The following is a 16943-nucleotide window of genomic DNA, read 5'->3' on the forward strand; positions in this document are numbered from 1 at the left end:
CCTTGCGACTTACTAATGCTTCCAGAAGTTACTCCAGCGCATAAGGGACTTACACCCTCTAAATAAATCCTTATATTGCTATAAGGTAAAGATGCCCATACTGGGCACACACAATACCTATAGCAAATAGGGCATAAAGTGTTAAATTTAATGGCTTGGGATTGTTTACTAAGTCCGCCAAATCTTTTGGATTTGGCAATTAAAAAAATAATTACAGAACAAAAAGCTCTGGCTCGCAGACCAGACGGAAACGAAAAGTTTCCTTGCCTGCCCTACTTGCCATAGTCTAGACATTGTGCATAAGCTGAAAAAACAAAACTGAATGACCGGCCAGAAAATTACACTCAAATATGTTCTTTATGGAATACTTGCCGTGTTCTTTACTTGGATTATTCACGAATTTGTTCATTGGGCGACAAGTCAATTATTGGGATACGAATCCATAATGAGAATAAATGGGGTCTCGCCCGCGGATGGAGAAAACCCATCTAATTTGGATAAAATCATTATTTCTGCTTCTGGACCAATAGTTACGATTTTACAAGGGTTAATTGTTTTTATTCTATTAGAATTTCGGAATTGGAATAAATATCTTTATCTGTTTTTGTTCACAGCGTTTTATATGAGATTTTTGGCTGGACTCATGAATTTTCTAAACCCAAATGACGAAGGTCGGATAAGTTCGTTTTTGGGAATTGGAACTTTTACCTTACCAATAATTGTAAGTGGACTTTTATTTTTAATGGTTTACAAAATCTCAAAAAAATATGACTTAAAATGGAAATTCCAACTTTGGACGACATTAATTGTAATGGTGGTAAGTTCAATATTGATTTTGGCCGACCAATTTTTAGGAATTAAAATACTATAATGAAATAATTGAAAAAAAAGCCTACACACAACACTAATAACCGTTGCATAAGCCGTTTACAAGACAAAAAAACGGATTCATATAAACCTATTTACGGGGCTTTTTTTATGTCCGAACAAAACGGAACTCTAATTTTGGATGCTTGGTAGAAGCGCTTAGTAAATATTGATGTCCAAATTTCTAAATCAAGCAAAAGCAAACTACTCTCTCAATACTTTACAGCTGTTTCTGTTCCATTTTCAGACACTCCCCATGGAGCCCAGAATTGGAAATGAGCAAAAAATTTCAAGGCAATTCTTTTCCCCTGCCACCAAAAGCCAACAACCTTTCATTAGTATTGCGTGAAGCCTATGTAGTTTTTCGTTAACTTGTGCATAGTGCTCCGTGTATAGAAATGAAAGAGATTGAAATACAAAATAACTCTAAAACATTATCAGCAACTTTATTTGATGATAACAACAGTGAAACCGTTTTAATCATTGCGTCGGCTACGGGGGTAAAGCAGGAGTACTATGGTAAATTCGCCAAACATGCTGAAGATAATGGAATTACCGTTGTCTCCTTTGATTATACCGGCATAGGTCGTTCTCTAAAAAGACCTATCAAAGAACTAAAAACCAACGCTGCAGATTGGGGCAGCAATGATTTGGAGAGCATAATACAATACGCTATAAATAATTATCCAAAATCAAAGAAAGTAATTCTTGGGCATAGCATTGGAGGGCAACTAATTGGGCTGGCTAAATCAGCTAACAAATTGGACAAAATAGTTTTAGTAGCAGCGCAATCCGGTTACTGGAAATACTGGAAAGGAATTGGAAGAATAAAAATGTGGTTCAATTGGCATGTTCTTTTTCCGTTTCTCATAGCTACTTTTGGCTATCTTAATTCCAAGAAAATTAGCGGAATGGAAAATCTTCCAAAAAACGTTGCCAATCAATGGCGAAATTGGGGAAAGAACCAAGATTACATTTTTAGCGATACATCTATCAATGAAACTTTCTATGAAACAGTAGAGACAAATGTAACCGCTTATAGTATAGATGATGATGATTTTGCACCTAAAGAGGCCGTGGATTGGATGACCATGAAATACAAGAATGCAAAAAGAAAATCAGTACATTTAGATCCAAATGATTTTCAAGTCGATAAAATCGGACATTTTGGAATATTTAAAGAACGTTTTAAAAATACAATTTGGACCCAACTTTTGAATGAAATAAAATAACAAGGTCTCAACCAAGTATATAAAATCACAGCTCACATTTGCCCCCTGCGTTTCATATACTAATCGTTCTACAACAGTACAAAACCTAACCATAATTGAACAATTCTATTTCTACACTAATGCAACTACCCAACCTCCTATTAATAATCCTTGCCCTATTTATTACCACCACTGCCTTTGCTCAAGAAACCCCTTATTTCAAACCCGGAGAGGACCCAAAACAGTCTCAGCAGGAGTGGAAATTAATTGATAACATGTCCGATGAATTTGATGGAAAAAAGATGGACGAAAAGAAATGGCAGATTTCGGGTCAGGGGTGGATAGGCCGCGCTCCGGGATTGTTCCTCGCTGAGAACATTTCCGTAAAAAACGGAAGCCTGCAGATAACCACAACTATGTTACCGGAACCTATAGTCAAAAACAACAAAACCTATACCCACGGCGGCGGTTACGTTGGCTCTAGAAATGGCATGACCTATGGCTATTACGAATGCGAAATGAAAGCCAACAAAACCTTTATGTCCTCTACGTTTTGGTTGATAAATGAAGGAAAAAACCTAAAAGGCTGTGATAAAAGAACAACGGAATTGGACATTCAGGAGTCCGTTGGACAAATAACCAACGATGCCGAATGGATGAAATACTTTGACCAGAGCATGAACTCCAATACCCACAGCAGAAATATCCCTGAAGGGTGTGAATACGAGAAAGGATCAAGCAAAGGTAAAGGAGAGTTAGGCGGAAAAGCCTATGAAGATTTCCATGTTTACGGTGTTTGGTGGAAATCCAAGGATGAGATTATATTTTTCTTGGACGGTAAAATGCAATCCAAAGTAACTCCCCCGGCCGATTTTGATATTGAAATGTACTTACGAATGGTTGTTGAAACCTACGATTGGAATCCGGTACCTAAAGACGGTGGCATGACAGGTTCAAAAAAAGACAGAACCACAACGTACAATTGGGTAAGGTCATGGGAATTGGTGGATGACAAAAATTAGTATCATCTTCACTAATCATACTAAAATTGGTTACAAGGCTACTGTTATAAACACGCCATCAAAACCTAGGTTTAAAACAGGTTATTTCCATCTCACCAAAGGCCCAATATAATTCTTTCCTCTATATTGCAATAAACAATTGCAATATAGAGGAACAAGGCAATAAATGTCACACGATTTACTTATAAAACATATAGAAAAGAATGCCCAACTTTCTAAGGCGGAACAGGAGGTTTTCTGTAGCTTCTTTCATACTAAATCCATAGAAAGAAAAGAGTTTTTATTGCAACAGGGGCAGGTCTGTAAATTTGAAGGTTTTGTAACGGAAGGTTGTTTTAGGGTTTTTACCTTGGATAAAAAAGGGAATGAGAACACCCTTTATTTTGCGGTAAAAGATTGGTGGCTGATGGATATTGATAGTTTTATGAACCAAATTCCATCCGATCTAAACATAGAGGCCATTGAGGACAGTAAAATACTCTTGATCAATAGACAGGACAAACTTGCTCTTTATAATTCTTTGCCCGTTGCAGAGAAAATTTTTAGGGTCATGTTCCAAAAAGGTTTGGTTTCGTGGCAAAGGAGATTGGTACGCAACCATTGTTTGACCGCCAAAGAACGTTATCTCCATTTTATCCAGACCTATCCTGAGATATCATCCAAACTCACGGACAAGCAAATAGCGGGTTATCTTGGTATTAGACATGAATTCTTGAGTAAAATTAAAAAGAGCGTCAAATAATTTTTTTTGAGTTGAACTAGTTCAACTCTTTTGCCAACTTCATTCAAGATATTTGCCTATCTAAAAATGTAAATAGCCATGGAGACCAAAGCTTTATTACCCAAAGGCATAAAAATTCTAGCCTTTCTCGTTCTTTTCAATACGGGTGTTGCCTCTTCTCAAACATCAACAGATATTTCAAACGAAAATGCCCTACAAGCTGTTTTAGCGGCCAAGGAAAAAGCTGAAGCTTTAGAGGTGCCGGTAAATATTGCCGTAGTAGATGCAGGTGCCAACCTAAAAGCCTTTATCCGTATGGACGATTCATTTCTAGGAAGCATAGATGTAGCGATTAAAAAGGCAAAAACGTCCCGTTATTTTAATATCAACACCGGAGACCTAGGTAAGCTTACCCAACCCGGGGGTATTATTTATAATATTGAACTCACAAACAACGGACTCGTTTCCTTTCCGGGCGGAATTCCTATTAAAAACGAACAAGGTAAAATTATAGGTGCCATAGGGGTTAGTGGCGGAACCATTGAACAGGACCATAAAATAGCCTCCGTGGGAGCCAACGCCATACTTGAATAATTTAAAAAACAGCATCATGAGCCGCTTAACACTATGTATAACTATCATCGCACTGTCCCTCTCACAACTGTGTATTTCGCAAAACACAAATGACCTCATGCCCTATCTGCAGGATTTCAAAAGTGTATCTGCGAACAATACGGTAACCATTACGAGCTATGAAAAAAACGGTGCTCATTTTGTATATGCCGGAGGTTTTGGGGGTATAGACATGTTTAGCTTGAACAAAGAGGGCAAGCTTAACCCAATAGGCACTCAAGAACTTTACAAAAAAGAAGGTCCAGCTAGAGGTATGGTGGCGGACAACATTAGCGGTACGGACTTTTTATTTGTAGCAAACAAGTTCGGTAATGCCATTGAGACTTTTAAGATTTTAGATGATGGTTCTTTAGAACGACTTAGCCTGACCATGGATACCGACGAAACGCACCTTGGGATTGCCATTACACTGCAGGTAGTTCATATGAATCAAGGGTCCTACCTGTTTATTGGTGGCTTGGAAGAAACACCTGGGTTGAGCAGTTTTAAAATCCATAAAGATGGCAAACTCACCCACGTGAAATCTATGAAAGATGATGAAAAAATTCATACAGACGGAATCATAGGGATGTTCACACACAAATTAAAAGGAAAAACATTTTTATACACTGGCGGGTTTCAAGACAATGGCGTGAGCAGCTTTAGAGTGTATGAAAACGGTTCTTTTAAAAACATAAATAATATTAGCGATAATACTACAGATAGATACTTAACAGGGGCCTATCCAGTAACCGGGGTAAAACTTGGAGACAATCATTATATCATAGTGGGCCACAGGCACCATAAATACTATAAAAGAAATGGCTTTATTAAAAACCCGGACTTTGTATATCATGGTGATGGGGTAAGTGTTTTTAAAGTGAATAGAAAAGGGGCTTTAGAGCCTCACTTTGTTCTAAAAGATGATGAAAACACTAAACTGCAAGGGCAAACAAGAATTGAGGTCGTTTCCGTAGATAACAATGAAGCTATTTTGGCCGTAGGAACTCGGGACGATGCCAGTATTCAACTTTGTATGTTAACCGAAGATGGGACACTCACACCTCTACATTATCTAGAAAATGGTTTTTCCATTTATTATGGTCTGCGGTCGCATCAAATAGATGATGTTAACTTATTAATAGCCGGCTCCAACAGATTTGACCTAAAGAAGATAGCAACGTATAAGATTGCCCCTAAGGTAGACAGAGACGATAAAGTCTTAAGGCACATCGTTAACCTGAAATACAAAAAAGAAGCTACCGAAGTAGAACTTAACGAAGCCGTGAATGCCTTCTTGAATCTTAAAAAAGAAATTCCTGAAATCGAGAACATAGAATGGGGTTTTAATGATAGTAAAGAAGGAGCTAGCAAAGGGTTTACCCATGCCTTTACGTTAACGTTCAAAGATGACCATGCTAGAGAAATATATTTATTTCACGAGGCACATATAGCCTTGGTAAATAAAATTGGACCTTTAATTGATGATGTTTTGGTTATGGATTACTGGACAAAACCCTAACTACAGGGTATTTTCAGGATTGTCCTATTTATAAGGCGGACGCAGTTCCGGTTCTTTAAAAAGTCGTTCTGCATTTTTGAGTCCGATAGTTTTAAATCGAAAAAATGATTACTTATGCAATCGGAAATCGAATACCCATTTCCATCACGCGTAGCGTTTAAAACGACTAGATTTTTTGATGCAAAATTTAAAGACCCATTTTCACCCCGAAGTAACAACCCTAGAAAATAAAACGGTTTTCACAAGATTGGCCACTAGAAGTATTGCCATAAAAGAGCAAAATATCCTCTTGCTCTATACAGAGAGATATGAAGATTATAGCCTCCCGGGTGGTGGTTTGGATACGGACGAGGACAAAATTACAGGAATGATGCGTGAGCTTTCAGAAGAAACCGGTGCTACGGACGTACAGAACATTCAACCTTTTGGCATCTACGAGGAGTACAGACCATGGCACAAATCAGATTTTGATGTTCAACACATGATTTCCTACTGCTACACTTGCGATATTAGCGAAGAACTAGGTACCCCAAACTTGGAGCACTACGAAACCAAAAACGGTATGAAAGCCGTTTGGATCAATATTCACGACGCAATACGCCACAACAAACAAACCATGGCCTCCAGTGATAAAAAAGGGATGTCTATTGAACGGGAAACTTTCTTGTTAGAACTAATTGCAAATAAAATTCAATAGCCCATACGAACATTATATGCGCTTGAAGTTGCCCACCCAGCTTAAATTCAATTCCATCAAAACATAACGCATATCGGTCAACAATTTGAAATCCGTAGCGGTAATTTTACTCAAAATTGCTCGCGTAGATCCTACGGTAGTTTCAAAAATATGACAGCTAACGAAACCGATAAAAAGTTTAAAATAAAACACTTGCCCAAGTTAATCGTAGACACCTACAAAGCTTGGGAAGCGGACGACCCTTTTAGGTTGAGTGCAATTGTGGCTTATTATGCCGTACTGTCCTTACCGGGACTTTTGGTCATTATCATTAATCTTGTGGGTTCGGTTTGGGGTACGGATATTGTTCAAGGTGAACTAACCCAAGAAATATCCAGTGCTCTTGGGCGTGATGCCGCCGAAGCCATACAGTCTATGATGATCGAAACGCAAAATGAGGACCGGAGTACCATTGCCAGTATTCTAGGTATTGGCACTCTTATTTTTGGTGCCACAGGGGTTTTTTATCACTTGCAGTTATCCCTTAACCAAATATGGCAAGTGCAGCCCAATCCGGATTCCAGTATTCTAAAAATGCTGATTGACAGGGCCAGAAGTTTTGCCTTTATTCTCGCAATCGGCTTTTTATTGTTAATCAGTTTTTTGGTAACCACCGCAATTTCGGCATTGAACGGATATATACGTAGCATTCTCCCGGATGTTATTGTTTACATCGCCTATTTCCTTGATTTTGCCGTTTCTGTGGGTATTATTACCGTTCTTTTTGCCTTAATTTTCCGTTACCTGCCCGATACTAAAATACGGTGGAAAACGGTATGGATCGGTGCGTTGATCACAGCCGTATTGTTCGTTCTGGGCAAGTCGCTCTTAGGTTATTATTTTGGTGAAGCAGATCCAGGTTCTACCTATGGTGCAGCAGGAACGATTGTCCTGATTCTTTTATGGGTCTCTTACTCTTGCCTCATTCTCTTTTTTGGAGCGGAATTCACATGGGTGTACGCTAAAAGATACGGACATGGAACACCGCTAAAATCTTCGGAAAACCTTATTAAATAGTTGGTTCCAAAGGAAAGCCCCCCTTATTCACCTTTCATTTTTCTAATAGCAATATGGTTATAGTCAATAATTATTTTGATGTGATTAAACCGTTTTACCAGTTATCCCAACCTTTGTTTCAATTAGAAATTTGATTTAAAAAAGAAATACTATGGACATAAAAGATAAAGTGATTATCATAACGGGAGCATCAAGTGGAATAGGCGAAGCCACAGCGCTTAAACTATCTAAAGAAGGTGCAAAAGTTGTACTTACCGCACGCCGTGAGGACCGCCTGAAAGATTTAAAGGAAAAGATTGAAAACAATGGTGGTGAAGCCTTGATCGTAACGGGAGATGTTACCAGCAAATCGGACTACGAGGAGCTGGTTAACAAAACGCTTGAAAAATTCAACACCATAGACGCCCTCATCAACAATGCAGGTTTAATGCCTTTATCCTACGTTGAAAAATTAAAGACCGATGAATGGGAAAAGATGGTAGATGTAAATATAAAAGGGGTACTTAACGGTGTGGCCGCCGTACTTCCTACCATGATTGAAAATAAAGGTGGTAACATTATAAATATCTCTTCTAGTGCCGCACATAATTATTTTCCTGGTGGAGCGGTATACTGTGCTACAAAATCTGCGGTAAAAATGTTTTCCGAGGGACTTAGGCAAGAATTAGCACCTAAATATGGTATTAACGTAACATCTATAGAACCTGGTGCTGTCTCCACGGAACTTACCGATACTATTACGGACGAGGATATTAAGGAAACGTTCAAAGAGATGCAAAAGATGACCTTTTTGGAAGCGGAAGACATTGCAGAAGCCATTCATTACGCCTTGGTTCAACCGGCCCGAGCTAATATTAACGATGTCTTTATAATGCCCACGGAACAGCAAAAATAAACCAGCACCCTTAAGAAATGTTGAATCTAAAATTTTACCAAAATGGATATACCAAGTGTAAAGAACGAAGAACAATATGAGGCGTTGCGAGACAAAGGATACAGTAAGGAAAAGTCTGCAAGAATAGCAAATTCGCCCAATTCGGGAAAGAAAGGTGGCAAAGCCAAACCGTATGAAGAATGGACCAAAGAGGAACTCTACGAGCAGGCTAAAAATGTGGATATTGAAGGAAGGTCAAAAATGACCAAGCAGGAGCTCATACACGCCCTAAGGAACAACTAGGCTGCCCTTCTTCCCTACTGAACATCATTTCAATTAAAATTCAAATAGCGCCATGAAAACTATAGACCCAAAAATTATCCGTCAGCTTTTTGTGCTATTGCTAATAGTGCTCATAGGAGGACTCATTTTTAAAGAAATGGCCCCGTATTTTTCGGGTGTTCTAGGAGCTATAACATTGTATGTTCTACTGAAAAAGCCAATGGCTAAGTTGGTAAATAAAGGCTGGAAGCCAGATTTGGCTGCCGGCCTTTTAATGTTCGCTTCGGTCATAATTATATTAATTCCGGTTTCCGGAGCGGTATTGATGTTGGGCAACAAAGTAAGTCAAGCCGTAAACAACTCGGAAAAGGTTACCAAAGCCGTAAAGGAACAGCTCCAAAATGTGGAGCAGTATGTGGGTTATGACCTATCTTCGGAAATTGACGTTTCCGCAGTTTCGGGCTGGTTATCAGATAACTTACAAGGCTTTGCGGGAAGTACATTTACTTCGGTAATCGCCATAGGCATTATGTATTTCTTCCTGTATTTTATGCTTACCAACAGGAAAGAACTACGGGAGTCACTCTATGAATACATCCCTATCAGCACCAATAACCTAGAAACTATTGGCAGCAAAATAAGACGTATGGTACGCGCCAATGCCCTTGGCATTCCTTTGGTTGCCATTGCCCAAGGTGTGGTTGCTTTGATCGGTTTTCTCATCTTTGGTATTCAGAACCCTTTTTTCTGGGCCGTAATCGTGGCCATTGGGTCTATGATTCCGTTTGTAGGGAATATGTTGGGTACATTGCCCGTATTTATTTTGACCCTCTCGACAGGAGATACTGTTCAGGCTTGGGGAATCTTAATCTACGGTATAGTCATAGTGGGGTCTACGGATAATATCATCAGATTGTACATTCTAAGAAAATTAGACGATGTACATCCTCTAATAACTTTGGTTGGTGTTCTCATAGGTATTCCCCTTTTTGGGTTTATAGGGCTTATTTTCGGTCCGTTGTTCGTTAGCCTTTTTCTAATTATTGTACAGATCTACAAACAGGAATATGGCAAACAAGATGGGGAGACCATGTAAACTTCACCGCTCCCCTTATCCCGAAACTAGGTTTTTCGTACCCAAAACCATCGGTATCCAGAATAATGATACCTCTATTCCATTAGCACTAATAATAGCTGCTTTTGGGTCAAGCCACCTCTGATCATTTGATTAATATCGTGTAAGCTTAGATTCCTATAGCGCAAACGCACCAGAAAAAGAAACTTTTTCATCTGGTATACTTTGATGTAAAAACGGAACAAGCTTTTAAACAGAATATAAATTGATTTTTTCGCTTAGGCGGATATCACATAAAAACACAGTTATGAAAATAGGAATTATAGGAAGTGGAAATATAGGAGGAAACTTAGGAAAGCATTGGGCAAAAGCAGGCCATGATGTATTGTTCAGTTCCCGCCATCCGGAAGAATTACAGAACTTGGTACACGAATCCGGCGATCACGCCAAAGCCGTTAGCGTAAAAGAGGCTTTTGAAGCCAATGCCGATGTATATCTCTTGGCCATGCCCTTTAAAGCAATAGATGATATTGCCAAAACATACGCTTCGGGCTATAGCAACAAACTAATAATTGATGCTACAAATCCTTATCCCGAAAGAGATGGAGAAATGGCGCAAGAGGTTAGAGATGCCAACTATTCAGCATCTGAATACACCGCTATGAAGTTCAGCACGGCAAAAACCGCCAAGGCGTTTAATTCCATTAAAGCGGAACATCTGCGTGACCGGGCCTTTAGAACCACTGATAAACTGACTATTCCATACGCAGCACAGGATATGGAAAGTAGGTATATAACTAAAAAGCTTATTGAGGATATGGGTTTTGACACGCTGTTTGTTGGCAACCTTGCCGATACCCAGATTATGGACCCTGACCAACCTATTTACGGAAAATCCTTAACGCATGACGAACTTAAAGAACTAGTAGATTCAACAAGGGCTTATTAAATGCCTGAATGCAACTATAAACAGAACCTAAAAAGAAAAGAATATGCAAATCATTTATGAATACCACGATGTAAGCGCAAGTGAACGTCTAGAGGCCATGGCCAAAGAAAAACTGGAAAATCTGAGTAAAAAGTACGACTTCGTACATAGGGCCGATGTGTTCTTTAAAACGGAAAATAGAAGTGACGAAGAGAATATGTTTTGTGACATCCGTTTAAGCATGCCCGGACCACGAATTTTTGCTTCATCTAACGCCGATAACTTTGAAGCGGCACTGAGCGAAACCATCCGTGATTTGGAACATCAGCTTAGAAAAGTAAAAGAAAAGTTGTCGGCTCACTAGCCGTCAACTTTTCAATATATCAACTTAAAAAAATCGTATGAAACCAACTTCAATAATCGGCATTGCCTCTGCATTGGCCGGCAGTAGAAAACTAAAGCTTGCCCTTGTAGGTATGCAATTTGCCTATCTAGGGTATAAACTCTTGCAAAACAACGATTCGGGAGAGAGCAAGAAGAAAAGAAAGAAACTAAAAAGATAACTAATAAGGCAATGTGCATTCATTTAAACACTACGCCACAGAAACAAAATGACTTGGGAAATAACTTTAATGTTTTGTGTATTACTGGTAACGGTAGTACTCTTTGTATTTGAAGTTTTTCCAGTTGACAAAATTGCCTTTCTAATCATAGTTTCACTAACCCTATTGGGGCTAGTGACACCCGAAGAGGCTATCAGCGGTTTTTCAAACAACGCCACTATTGCGGTGCTTGCCTTGATGATATTGGCCATAGCACTAGAAGAAAATGGAGTCATTAACTGGTTGGCCTCGGGTATGGGCCGGATAAAAGGGCTGCCCCTTTTTATAATGGCGCCTATATTCATGTTCGTAACCGCAGGAATTTCGGCATTTATAAGCACCACAGCGGTAGTTATTGTATTTATTAAAATCATAAATCAGCTATCGGAGCGATACAATATCTCACAGAGCAAATTGCTATTACCTATTTCCTTTGCTGGAATATTAGGTGGCTCCTGTACCTTGATGGGCACTTCCACCAATTTAATTGTGAATTCCGTGGCAACGGACTTAGGTGCGGAAAAACTGGGGTTCTTTGAGTTTTCAATTTTAGGGTTGATATTTCTGGGAATTTCAATTGTTTATCTAACCTTAACCTTGCGCTGGTTGCCTTGGGGCAAGGGAAAAAATCTAGATGAAGATTACAACCTGAACAACTACGTAACCAATGTCCATATAAATTCAGATTCCCAACTGGTAGGCAAAACGGTTCAAGAAAGTTTTCTTTTTGAGAACCCGGATATATCCCTGTTGAAACTTACACGAAACAATAGAATTCATAATTCGCCCGGTAAGTATGTAACATTTAAGGCCAACGATGAGCTTCTATTAATGTGCGATTTAGAAAATCTCACCCGCATTAATGAGTCCGAAAACCTTAGCCTTAACCAAGAAAATTATTTTGCTCCTGCACAGGAATCAGGACCAAAAAAAGACCAAATCATTAAGGAAGAAGGAGACTTGGACAAACGCGTATTTGTAGAATTCCTTATGCTTCCCGGAGCCCAGTTTTTAGGAAAAACACTGGGTAAGCTCCGAAGCTTGGTGATGCAGGACATCGTGCCCATTGCCATTAAAAAACGTAAGACACTTACTAAATTAAATAACCGTCTGGTACGTAGTAGCATGAACAAGCTTGTTCTTAAGGTAGGAGACCGTCTTCTTTTGGAGACCTCAAAAGAAAACCTGGAAAACCTCAGCAGAATGGAGAATGTACTCTTGCTGCAAGAGTTTGAAAATGTACGTTCTAATTCTAAATACAAACGTTATTTTTCGCTGTCCGTTCTACTGCTAGTGATAGGTTTGGCGGCTTCCGGTTTGTTATCAATAATGGTGAGCGCACTTACCGGTGTCTGCATTCTATTGCTCACGAAAAATTTGGACCTCACCACGGTCTATAAGAAAGTAAACTGGCAAATATTCTTTCTGCTGGCAGGCATGATTCCATTGGGAATCGCCATGCACAATACCGGTGCCGATGTTTTTATATCGGAAAAGTTGCTCGGTTTTCTATTTGACCAACCGGGTTTTATTGTCATAGGTACGTTGTTCTTTACTACTATGATTTTGAGTGCGGTCATTAGCAACAATGCTACGGCAATTATTATGACGCCCATAGCCATTTCAGTAGCACAGGGCATGCAGTTAGACTTTAAGCCCTTTATTCTGGCGGTAATGTTCGCTGCCAATTTTAGCTTTTTTACTCCGGTAGGGTATCAGACAAACACGTTGATCTATAGCCTTGGAAATTACCGGTTTAGTCACTTTTTAGGAATTGGAGGCCTTTTAAGTCTCATCCTAGCAACGGTGGCCACATTTTTATTAACCAATATGTTATAACACTATTAAATATGGAAAGTAAATTCTCAATAGAAGACGCATTAAGTAAATTATGGAACAAATTAGACGGATGGTTAGATGCCATTATTCTAAAGCTCCCGAACATAGTTATGGCCATTTTAATTATGGTCCTGTTCTATTTCATTGCCCGTGGTATTCGCAAGCTATTACGAAAATTCTTGCTCAACCGCATTAGCCAGCAATCTATTCAAGATATTATTGCACGGTTTGTATTCTTGGCGGTTATCTTGATCGGGTTCTTTGTTGCCCTAGGGGTTCTTGAACTGGATAAGGTACTTACCAGTATTCTTGCTGGAGCAGGGGTGGTAGGTTTAGCCATTGGTCTTGCCCTACAAGGTACTCTGAGCAACACTTTTGGCGGACTTATCCTCTCCTTCATGCCCAAAATAAATATTGATGATTTTATTGAAAGTGATGGTATAAAAGGATTTGTTTCGGAGATAAGCCTGCGCAATGTAGTTGTGCGCCAACCAGATAACAATTACGTGGTCATACCCAACTCCAAGTTCATAGACGGGCCATTTAAAAATTACTCGATCAGTGATCGAAGCCGTATTGTGGTAAACTGTGGCGTAGGATATGAAAGTAGCCTGCAGCAAGTAGAGGATTTGGTCGTAAAAATAATTGGGAAAAACTTCCCTCAGAAAAAAAGTGAAGAGGTAGAATTTTTCTTCACCGAATTTGGTGATAGCTCCATCAACTTTATGGTTCGTTTTTGGATAGACATGAAAGGCGCCAAACAAGAACATGCTGCAAGACATGAAGCCGTAAAATTAATCAAGTCTCATTTTGATGAGAAAGACATTAACATTCCTTTCCCGATCCGTACTTTGGATTTTGGCAAGAATACCCTAAACATGAACACTTTTAAAGGGGAGTCTTAATCTTTTACCAACCTAAAACCAACCCTATGAAATCAACCGAAATAGCCAATGGAATCCTAAAAGCGATTGCCGCCGTGTGCGGCATCGTTTTACTTTTATACATCATCTATGAACTGCAATCCATAGTAGCGTACCTGATTATCTCTGCTATAGTAGCGTTAATAGGCAGGCCCATTGTTACGCTTTTGAGGAAGAATTTAAGGATACCCAATATTTTGGCCGTTGCTATGACCATGCTTGTCATAGCGGCCCTATTTGGTGGTATTATTATGTTAATCGTACCCCTATTGACCGAACAGGGGAAAAACCTATACCTGTTCGATTTTGGTATAATTCAAAATGAGTTTGATAAATTATATGTTATGCTCTCCGAATATTTTGGCACTACAAAAAAAGTGGTAGAAGATTTGGTAGAAGATGCCACTTTAAATAAAACAGCGGTAAACGGATTGGGGAGAGATTTGGTTCCATCCTTTATAAAATCCATCTTACAGGTACTGGACAACATTGGTATTGGCCTGTTCTCCGTTCTATTCATTTCATTCTTTTTCCTGAAGGATAGCAATATCATCCAACGGTCTATTTTAACCTCTGTACCGGATAGCCATAGAATGAAAACCATGCGTTCTTTGGCAAAAATAAAGAATCTGTTGTCCCGCTATTTTGTGGGGCTTTTGTTCCAAATATTCATTCTGTTCTCCCTTTATGCCATAACCTTAATTTTGGTGGGTGTAGAAAATGCGGTACTGATAGCGTTCATGTGTGCCCTATTCAATATCATTCCGTATTTAGGCCCTATGATCGGTGCGGTAATCATGGTCATGTTTACTATTACGAGCCATCCTGGCGTAGATTTCAGCACTATTATCCTTCCCAAAGTAGGTTATGTATTACTGGGAGTAACTATTGGCCAACTTATAGACAACTTTTTCTCGCAACCTATCATCTTCAGTAATAGTGTAAAATCCCATCCGTTGGAAATTTTCTTGGTAATATTGGGTGCAGGCTTGTTATTCGGTATCGTGGGCATGATGTTGGCCGTTCCCGGATATACCGTATTAAAGGTGATTTTAAAGCAATTTGTTTCCAAAAACAAAATAGTTACAGCCCTAACCAAAGGACTGTAACTATTTAATTTAAGTTTAAAGAATTTTCTATTTTAGAAAACCACACCGGAAGCAACAAGTGCCACTATCAAAACCACCAAAAAGGCTATAATAATAAAAAATCCTTTTTTGGTAATCCCGCTCTTTTGAAAGATATACTCTTGTTTAGGGTCATGGGATTCCTTGACAAACTCGGTTTCTTCGTTTTTAATTTTTTCGTCTTCTACTGTATTGTTCATAATCGTTTTGTTTTATCTGTTTTATCAAATGATTTCACCGCTCTATTTAACCCCAAAAAATTGGAGAATAAGAAGTGGGTTTATGTCAATATACACTCATTTTTTACTTATTCCAGTCCATCCATCAAAACGGTCAATCTAATAATCGATAGAGCTCAAACCCATTGCTATATAGGAGATATCTTTAACCTCATCCCTTTTCCACACAAAAAAATCAACTAAAAACAGATGACACGGAAGAACCTTTTAAGTCAGTTATTAAAAGCCCCGGAATTGGCGATAGAAAACTTAAATCTAGTATATGTAGACAATGGCAAAATGCCCATTTCCAGACACCGAAAAGGAAAAAGTTTTGTGTATACCTACAAACAGAAGCCCCTAAAAGATAAGAACGAATTAGAACGAATTACCAGCTTGGTCTTACCACCCGCCTGGGAAGATGTAAAGATCACCCATTTGCAAAACGGACACCTCCAAGCCGTGGGAAAAGACCTTAAGAACAGAAAACAATATAGATACCATCCTACTTGGGTAAAGATTAGAAACCAGACCAAGTTTTATAAAATGAGCCTATTTGGCAAAAAGTTACCTGTGATTAGGGAGCAAGTAGAAAAGGACCTTGCACAAAAGCAATGGTCTAAAAGCAAAGTGGTAGCCCTCATTATAAAGCTCATGGACGAGACCCATATTCGTATTGGAAACGAGCAATACGCCAAGCGCAATAAATCTTACGGACTCTCTACCCTAAGAAAAAAACATGTTGAAATCTTTAAGAACAACATAAAGTTTGAGTTTGTAGGCAAAAAAGGAAAGAAACATTCGGTTACGGTACGCAATAAAAAACTCATTCGTCTTATAAGCCGATGCGAGGACATTCCCGGCTGGGAACTATTTCAATATTATGATGAAGATGGTGACAAGCAATCCGTAGATAGTTCTATGGTAAATGAGTACCTGCATGAGATAAGTGGTGAGTTTTTTACCGCCAAGGATTTTAGAACATGGGCGGCATCCATTGTGTTTTTTGATACGCTTTTAGACCTAGGCACCGCAGATACCCAAAAAGAAACCAAACAAAACTTACTAGAAGGTTTTGATGCTGCAGCGGCCGCTTTGGGGAATACCCGCAATGTTTGTCGCAAATATTATGTGCACCCGGTTCTAGTCTCCAAATATGAGGATGGCTCCATAGAAAAGTGGTTTGACAAGGCACAGAAAACCGACTCCAAACAGGAACATTTTTCCACTTCGGAAATGGTCATACTAGACCTTTTTGAGCAATACACTCCAAAGTTTTAACACGGTCTTTTGTTTTATTTCACACTGAAAAACAAATAGATACCTTTTAAATCCGAATATCTTGGATTGCATCAATAATTGATTTT

The 16943-nt window shown here is 39.0% G+C and carries 19 protein-coding genes; 18 read left to right on the plus strand and 1 reads right to left on the minus strand.

Annotated elements, in window-relative coordinates:
• The first annotated feature begins 322 nt into the window (after positions 1 to 322).
• The 17 genes from Q4597_RS00095 (at position 323) to Q4597_RS00175 (ending at position 15340) form a co-directional block, all read left to right on the plus strand.
• Positions 323 to 871 carry a hypothetical protein gene (locus Q4597_RS00095; RefSeq protein ID WP_303404299.1) on the plus strand — a complete coding sequence of 183 codons (549 nt, stop codon included), beginning with the start codon at positions 323 to 325 and terminating at the stop codon, positions 869 to 871.
• 394 nt (positions 872 to 1265) lie between these two features.
• A complete protein-coding gene (locus Q4597_RS00100; protein WP_303404300.1) occupies positions 1266 to 2099 on the plus strand; it encodes an alpha/beta fold hydrolase in 834 nt (277 codons plus the stop codon).
• 95 nt (positions 2100 to 2194) lie between these two features.
• Entirely contained in the window at positions 2195 to 3100 is a 906-nt protein-coding gene (locus tag Q4597_RS00105; RefSeq protein ID WP_303404301.1) for a family 16 glycosylhydrolase, read from the plus strand.
• Between the two features lie 166 nt (positions 3101 to 3266).
• A complete protein-coding gene (locus Q4597_RS00110; protein WP_303404302.1) occupies positions 3267 to 3842 on the plus strand; it encodes a Crp/Fnr family transcriptional regulator in 576 nt (191 codons plus the stop codon).
• 78 nt (positions 3843 to 3920) lie between these two features.
• Positions 3921 to 4415, plus strand: a complete 495-nt coding sequence (locus Q4597_RS00115) for a heme-binding protein (RefSeq protein WP_303404303.1) — start codon at positions 3921 to 3923, stop codon at positions 4413 to 4415.
• Between the two features lie 97 nt (positions 4416 to 4512).
• Positions 4513 to 5955: a Dabb family protein gene (locus Q4597_RS00120; protein WP_303404304.1), complete on the plus strand. Its 1443-nt coding sequence runs from the start codon at positions 4513 to 4515 to the stop codon at positions 5953 to 5955.
• A 178-nt stretch (positions 5956 to 6133) separates the two neighbouring features.
• Complete coding sequence (locus Q4597_RS00125) at positions 6134 to 6652, plus strand: NUDIX hydrolase (RefSeq protein WP_289061049.1); 519 nt, start codon at positions 6134 to 6136, stop codon at positions 6650 to 6652.
• A 150-nt stretch (positions 6653 to 6802) separates the two neighbouring features.
• Positions 6803 to 7708 (plus strand): YihY/virulence factor BrkB family protein, encoded by a 906-nt coding sequence (locus Q4597_RS00130; protein WP_289036932.1) that lies wholly within the window; start codon positions 6803 to 6805, stop codon positions 7706 to 7708.
• A 151-nt stretch (positions 7709 to 7859) separates the two neighbouring features.
• A complete protein-coding gene (locus tag Q4597_RS00135; protein ID WP_289036934.1) occupies positions 7860 to 8603 on the plus strand; it encodes an SDR family oxidoreductase in 744 nt (247 codons plus the stop codon).
• A gap of 42 nt (positions 8604 to 8645) precedes the next feature.
• Positions 8646 to 8885, plus strand: coding sequence for a Rho termination factor N-terminal domain-containing protein (locus Q4597_RS00140; RefSeq protein WP_289061046.1), 240 nt, complete (start codon positions 8646 to 8648; stop codon positions 8883 to 8885).
• Between the two features lie 52 nt (positions 8886 to 8937).
• Positions 8938 to 9960, plus strand: coding sequence for an AI-2E family transporter (locus Q4597_RS00145; protein WP_303404305.1), 1023 nt, complete (start codon positions 8938 to 8940; stop codon positions 9958 to 9960).
• A 286-nt stretch (positions 9961 to 10246) separates the two neighbouring features.
• Positions 10247 to 10888, plus strand: a complete 642-nt coding sequence (locus Q4597_RS00150) for an NADPH-dependent F420 reductase (protein ID WP_368506668.1) — start codon at positions 10247 to 10249, stop codon at positions 10886 to 10888.
• 43 nt (positions 10889 to 10931) lie between these two features.
• Positions 10932 to 11231 (plus strand): ribosome hibernation-promoting factor, HPF/YfiA family, encoded by a 300-nt coding sequence (hpf, locus tag Q4597_RS00155; protein ID WP_289061042.1) that lies wholly within the window; start codon positions 10932 to 10934, stop codon positions 11229 to 11231.
• Positions 11232 to 11268: 37 nt separating this feature from the next.
• Entirely contained in the window at positions 11269 to 11430 is a 162-nt protein-coding gene (locus tag Q4597_RS00160) for a hypothetical protein (RefSeq protein WP_303404307.1), read from the plus strand.
• Between the two features lie 48 nt (positions 11431 to 11478).
• Complete coding sequence (locus Q4597_RS00165; RefSeq protein WP_303404308.1) at positions 11479 to 13308, plus strand: SLC13 family permease; 1830 nt, start codon at positions 11479 to 11481, stop codon at positions 13306 to 13308.
• Between the two features lie 11 nt (positions 13309 to 13319).
• Positions 13320 to 14213, plus strand: coding sequence for a mechanosensitive ion channel family protein (locus Q4597_RS00170; RefSeq protein WP_303404309.1), 894 nt, complete (start codon positions 13320 to 13322; stop codon positions 14211 to 14213).
• A 26-nt stretch (positions 14214 to 14239) separates the two neighbouring features.
• On the plus strand, positions 14240 to 15340 hold the full coding sequence (locus Q4597_RS00175) for an AI-2E family transporter (RefSeq protein ID WP_303404310.1): 1101 nt from the start codon (positions 14240 to 14242) through the stop codon (positions 15338 to 15340).
• A 32-nt stretch (positions 15341 to 15372) separates the two neighbouring features.
• Here Q4597_RS00175 and Q4597_RS00180 read toward each other — a convergent pair whose 3' ends face one another.
• Positions 15373 to 15558, minus strand: coding sequence for a hypothetical protein (locus tag Q4597_RS00180; RefSeq protein WP_215438020.1), 186 nt, complete (start codon positions 15556 to 15558; stop codon positions 15373 to 15375).
• A 228-nt stretch (positions 15559 to 15786) separates the two neighbouring features.
• Here Q4597_RS00180 and Q4597_RS00185 point away from each other — a divergent pair, with 228 nt between their 5' ends.
• On the plus strand, positions 15787 to 16857 hold the full coding sequence (locus Q4597_RS00185; RefSeq protein WP_303404311.1) for a DNA topoisomerase IB: 1071 nt from the start codon (positions 15787 to 15789) through the stop codon (positions 16855 to 16857).
• Positions 16858 to 16943 lie beyond the last annotated feature (86 nt).

The organism is Zobellia sp. 1_MG-2023, assembly GCF_030549125.1.
Taxonomy (GTDB): Bacteria; Bacteroidota; Bacteroidia; order Flavobacteriales; family Flavobacteriaceae; genus Zobellia; species Zobellia russellii.

What these genes read in the sequence shown, in the direction of transcription:
- Q4597_RS00095 (WP_303404299.1), top strand. Translation starts at nt 323, where the DNA reads ATGACCGGCCAGAAAATTACACTCAAATATGTTCTTTATGGAATACTT.
- Q4597_RS00100 (WP_303404300.1), top strand. Translation starts at nt 1,266, where the DNA reads ATGAAAGAGATTGAAATACAAAATAACTCTAAAACATTATCAGCAACT.
- Q4597_RS00110 (WP_303404302.1), top strand. Translation starts at nt 3,267, where the DNA reads ATGTCACACGATTTACTTATAAAACATATAGAAAAGAATGCCCAACTT.
- Q4597_RS00115 (WP_303404303.1), top strand. Translation starts at nt 3,921, where the DNA reads ATGGAGACCAAAGCTTTATTACCCAAAGGCATAAAAATTCTAGCCTTT.
- Q4597_RS00120 (WP_303404304.1), top strand. Translation starts at nt 4,513, where the DNA reads ATGCCCTATCTGCAGGATTTCAAAAGTGTATCTGCGAACAATACGGTA.
- Q4597_RS00125 (WP_289061049.1), top strand. Translation starts at nt 6,134, where the DNA reads ATGCAAAATTTAAAGACCCATTTTCACCCCGAAGTAACAACCCTAGAA.
- Q4597_RS00130 (WP_289036932.1), top strand. Translation starts at nt 6,803, where the DNA reads ATGACAGCTAACGAAACCGATAAAAAGTTTAAAATAAAACACTTGCCC.
- Q4597_RS00135 (WP_289036934.1), top strand. Translation starts at nt 7,860, where the DNA reads ATGGACATAAAAGATAAAGTGATTATCATAACGGGAGCATCAAGTGGA.
- Q4597_RS00140 (WP_289061046.1), top strand. Translation starts at nt 8,646, where the DNA reads ATGGATATACCAAGTGTAAAGAACGAAGAACAATATGAGGCGTTGCGA.
- Q4597_RS00145 (WP_303404305.1), top strand. Translation starts at nt 8,938, where the DNA reads ATGAAAACTATAGACCCAAAAATTATCCGTCAGCTTTTTGTGCTATTG.
- Q4597_RS00150 (WP_368506668.1), top strand. Translation starts at nt 10,247, where the DNA reads ATGAAAATAGGAATTATAGGAAGTGGAAATATAGGAGGAAACTTAGGA.
- hpf (WP_289061042.1), top strand. Translation starts at nt 10,932, where the DNA reads ATGCAAATCATTTATGAATACCACGATGTAAGCGCAAGTGAACGTCTA.
- Q4597_RS00160 (WP_303404307.1), top strand. Translation starts at nt 11,269, where the DNA reads ATGAAACCAACTTCAATAATCGGCATTGCCTCTGCATTGGCCGGCAGT.
- Q4597_RS00165 (WP_303404308.1), top strand. Translation starts at nt 11,479, where the DNA reads ATGACTTGGGAAATAACTTTAATGTTTTGTGTATTACTGGTAACGGTA.
- Q4597_RS00170 (WP_303404309.1), top strand. Translation starts at nt 13,320, where the DNA reads ATGGAAAGTAAATTCTCAATAGAAGACGCATTAAGTAAATTATGGAAC.
- Q4597_RS00175 (WP_303404310.1), top strand. Translation starts at nt 14,240, where the DNA reads ATGAAATCAACCGAAATAGCCAATGGAATCCTAAAAGCGATTGCCGCC.
- Q4597_RS00180 (WP_215438020.1), bottom strand. Translation starts at nt 15,558, where the DNA reads ATGAACAATACAGTAGAAGACGAAAAAATTAAAAACGAAGAAACCGAG.
- Q4597_RS00185 (WP_303404311.1), top strand. Translation starts at nt 15,787, where the DNA reads ATGACACGGAAGAACCTTTTAAGTCAGTTATTAAAAGCCCCGGAATTG.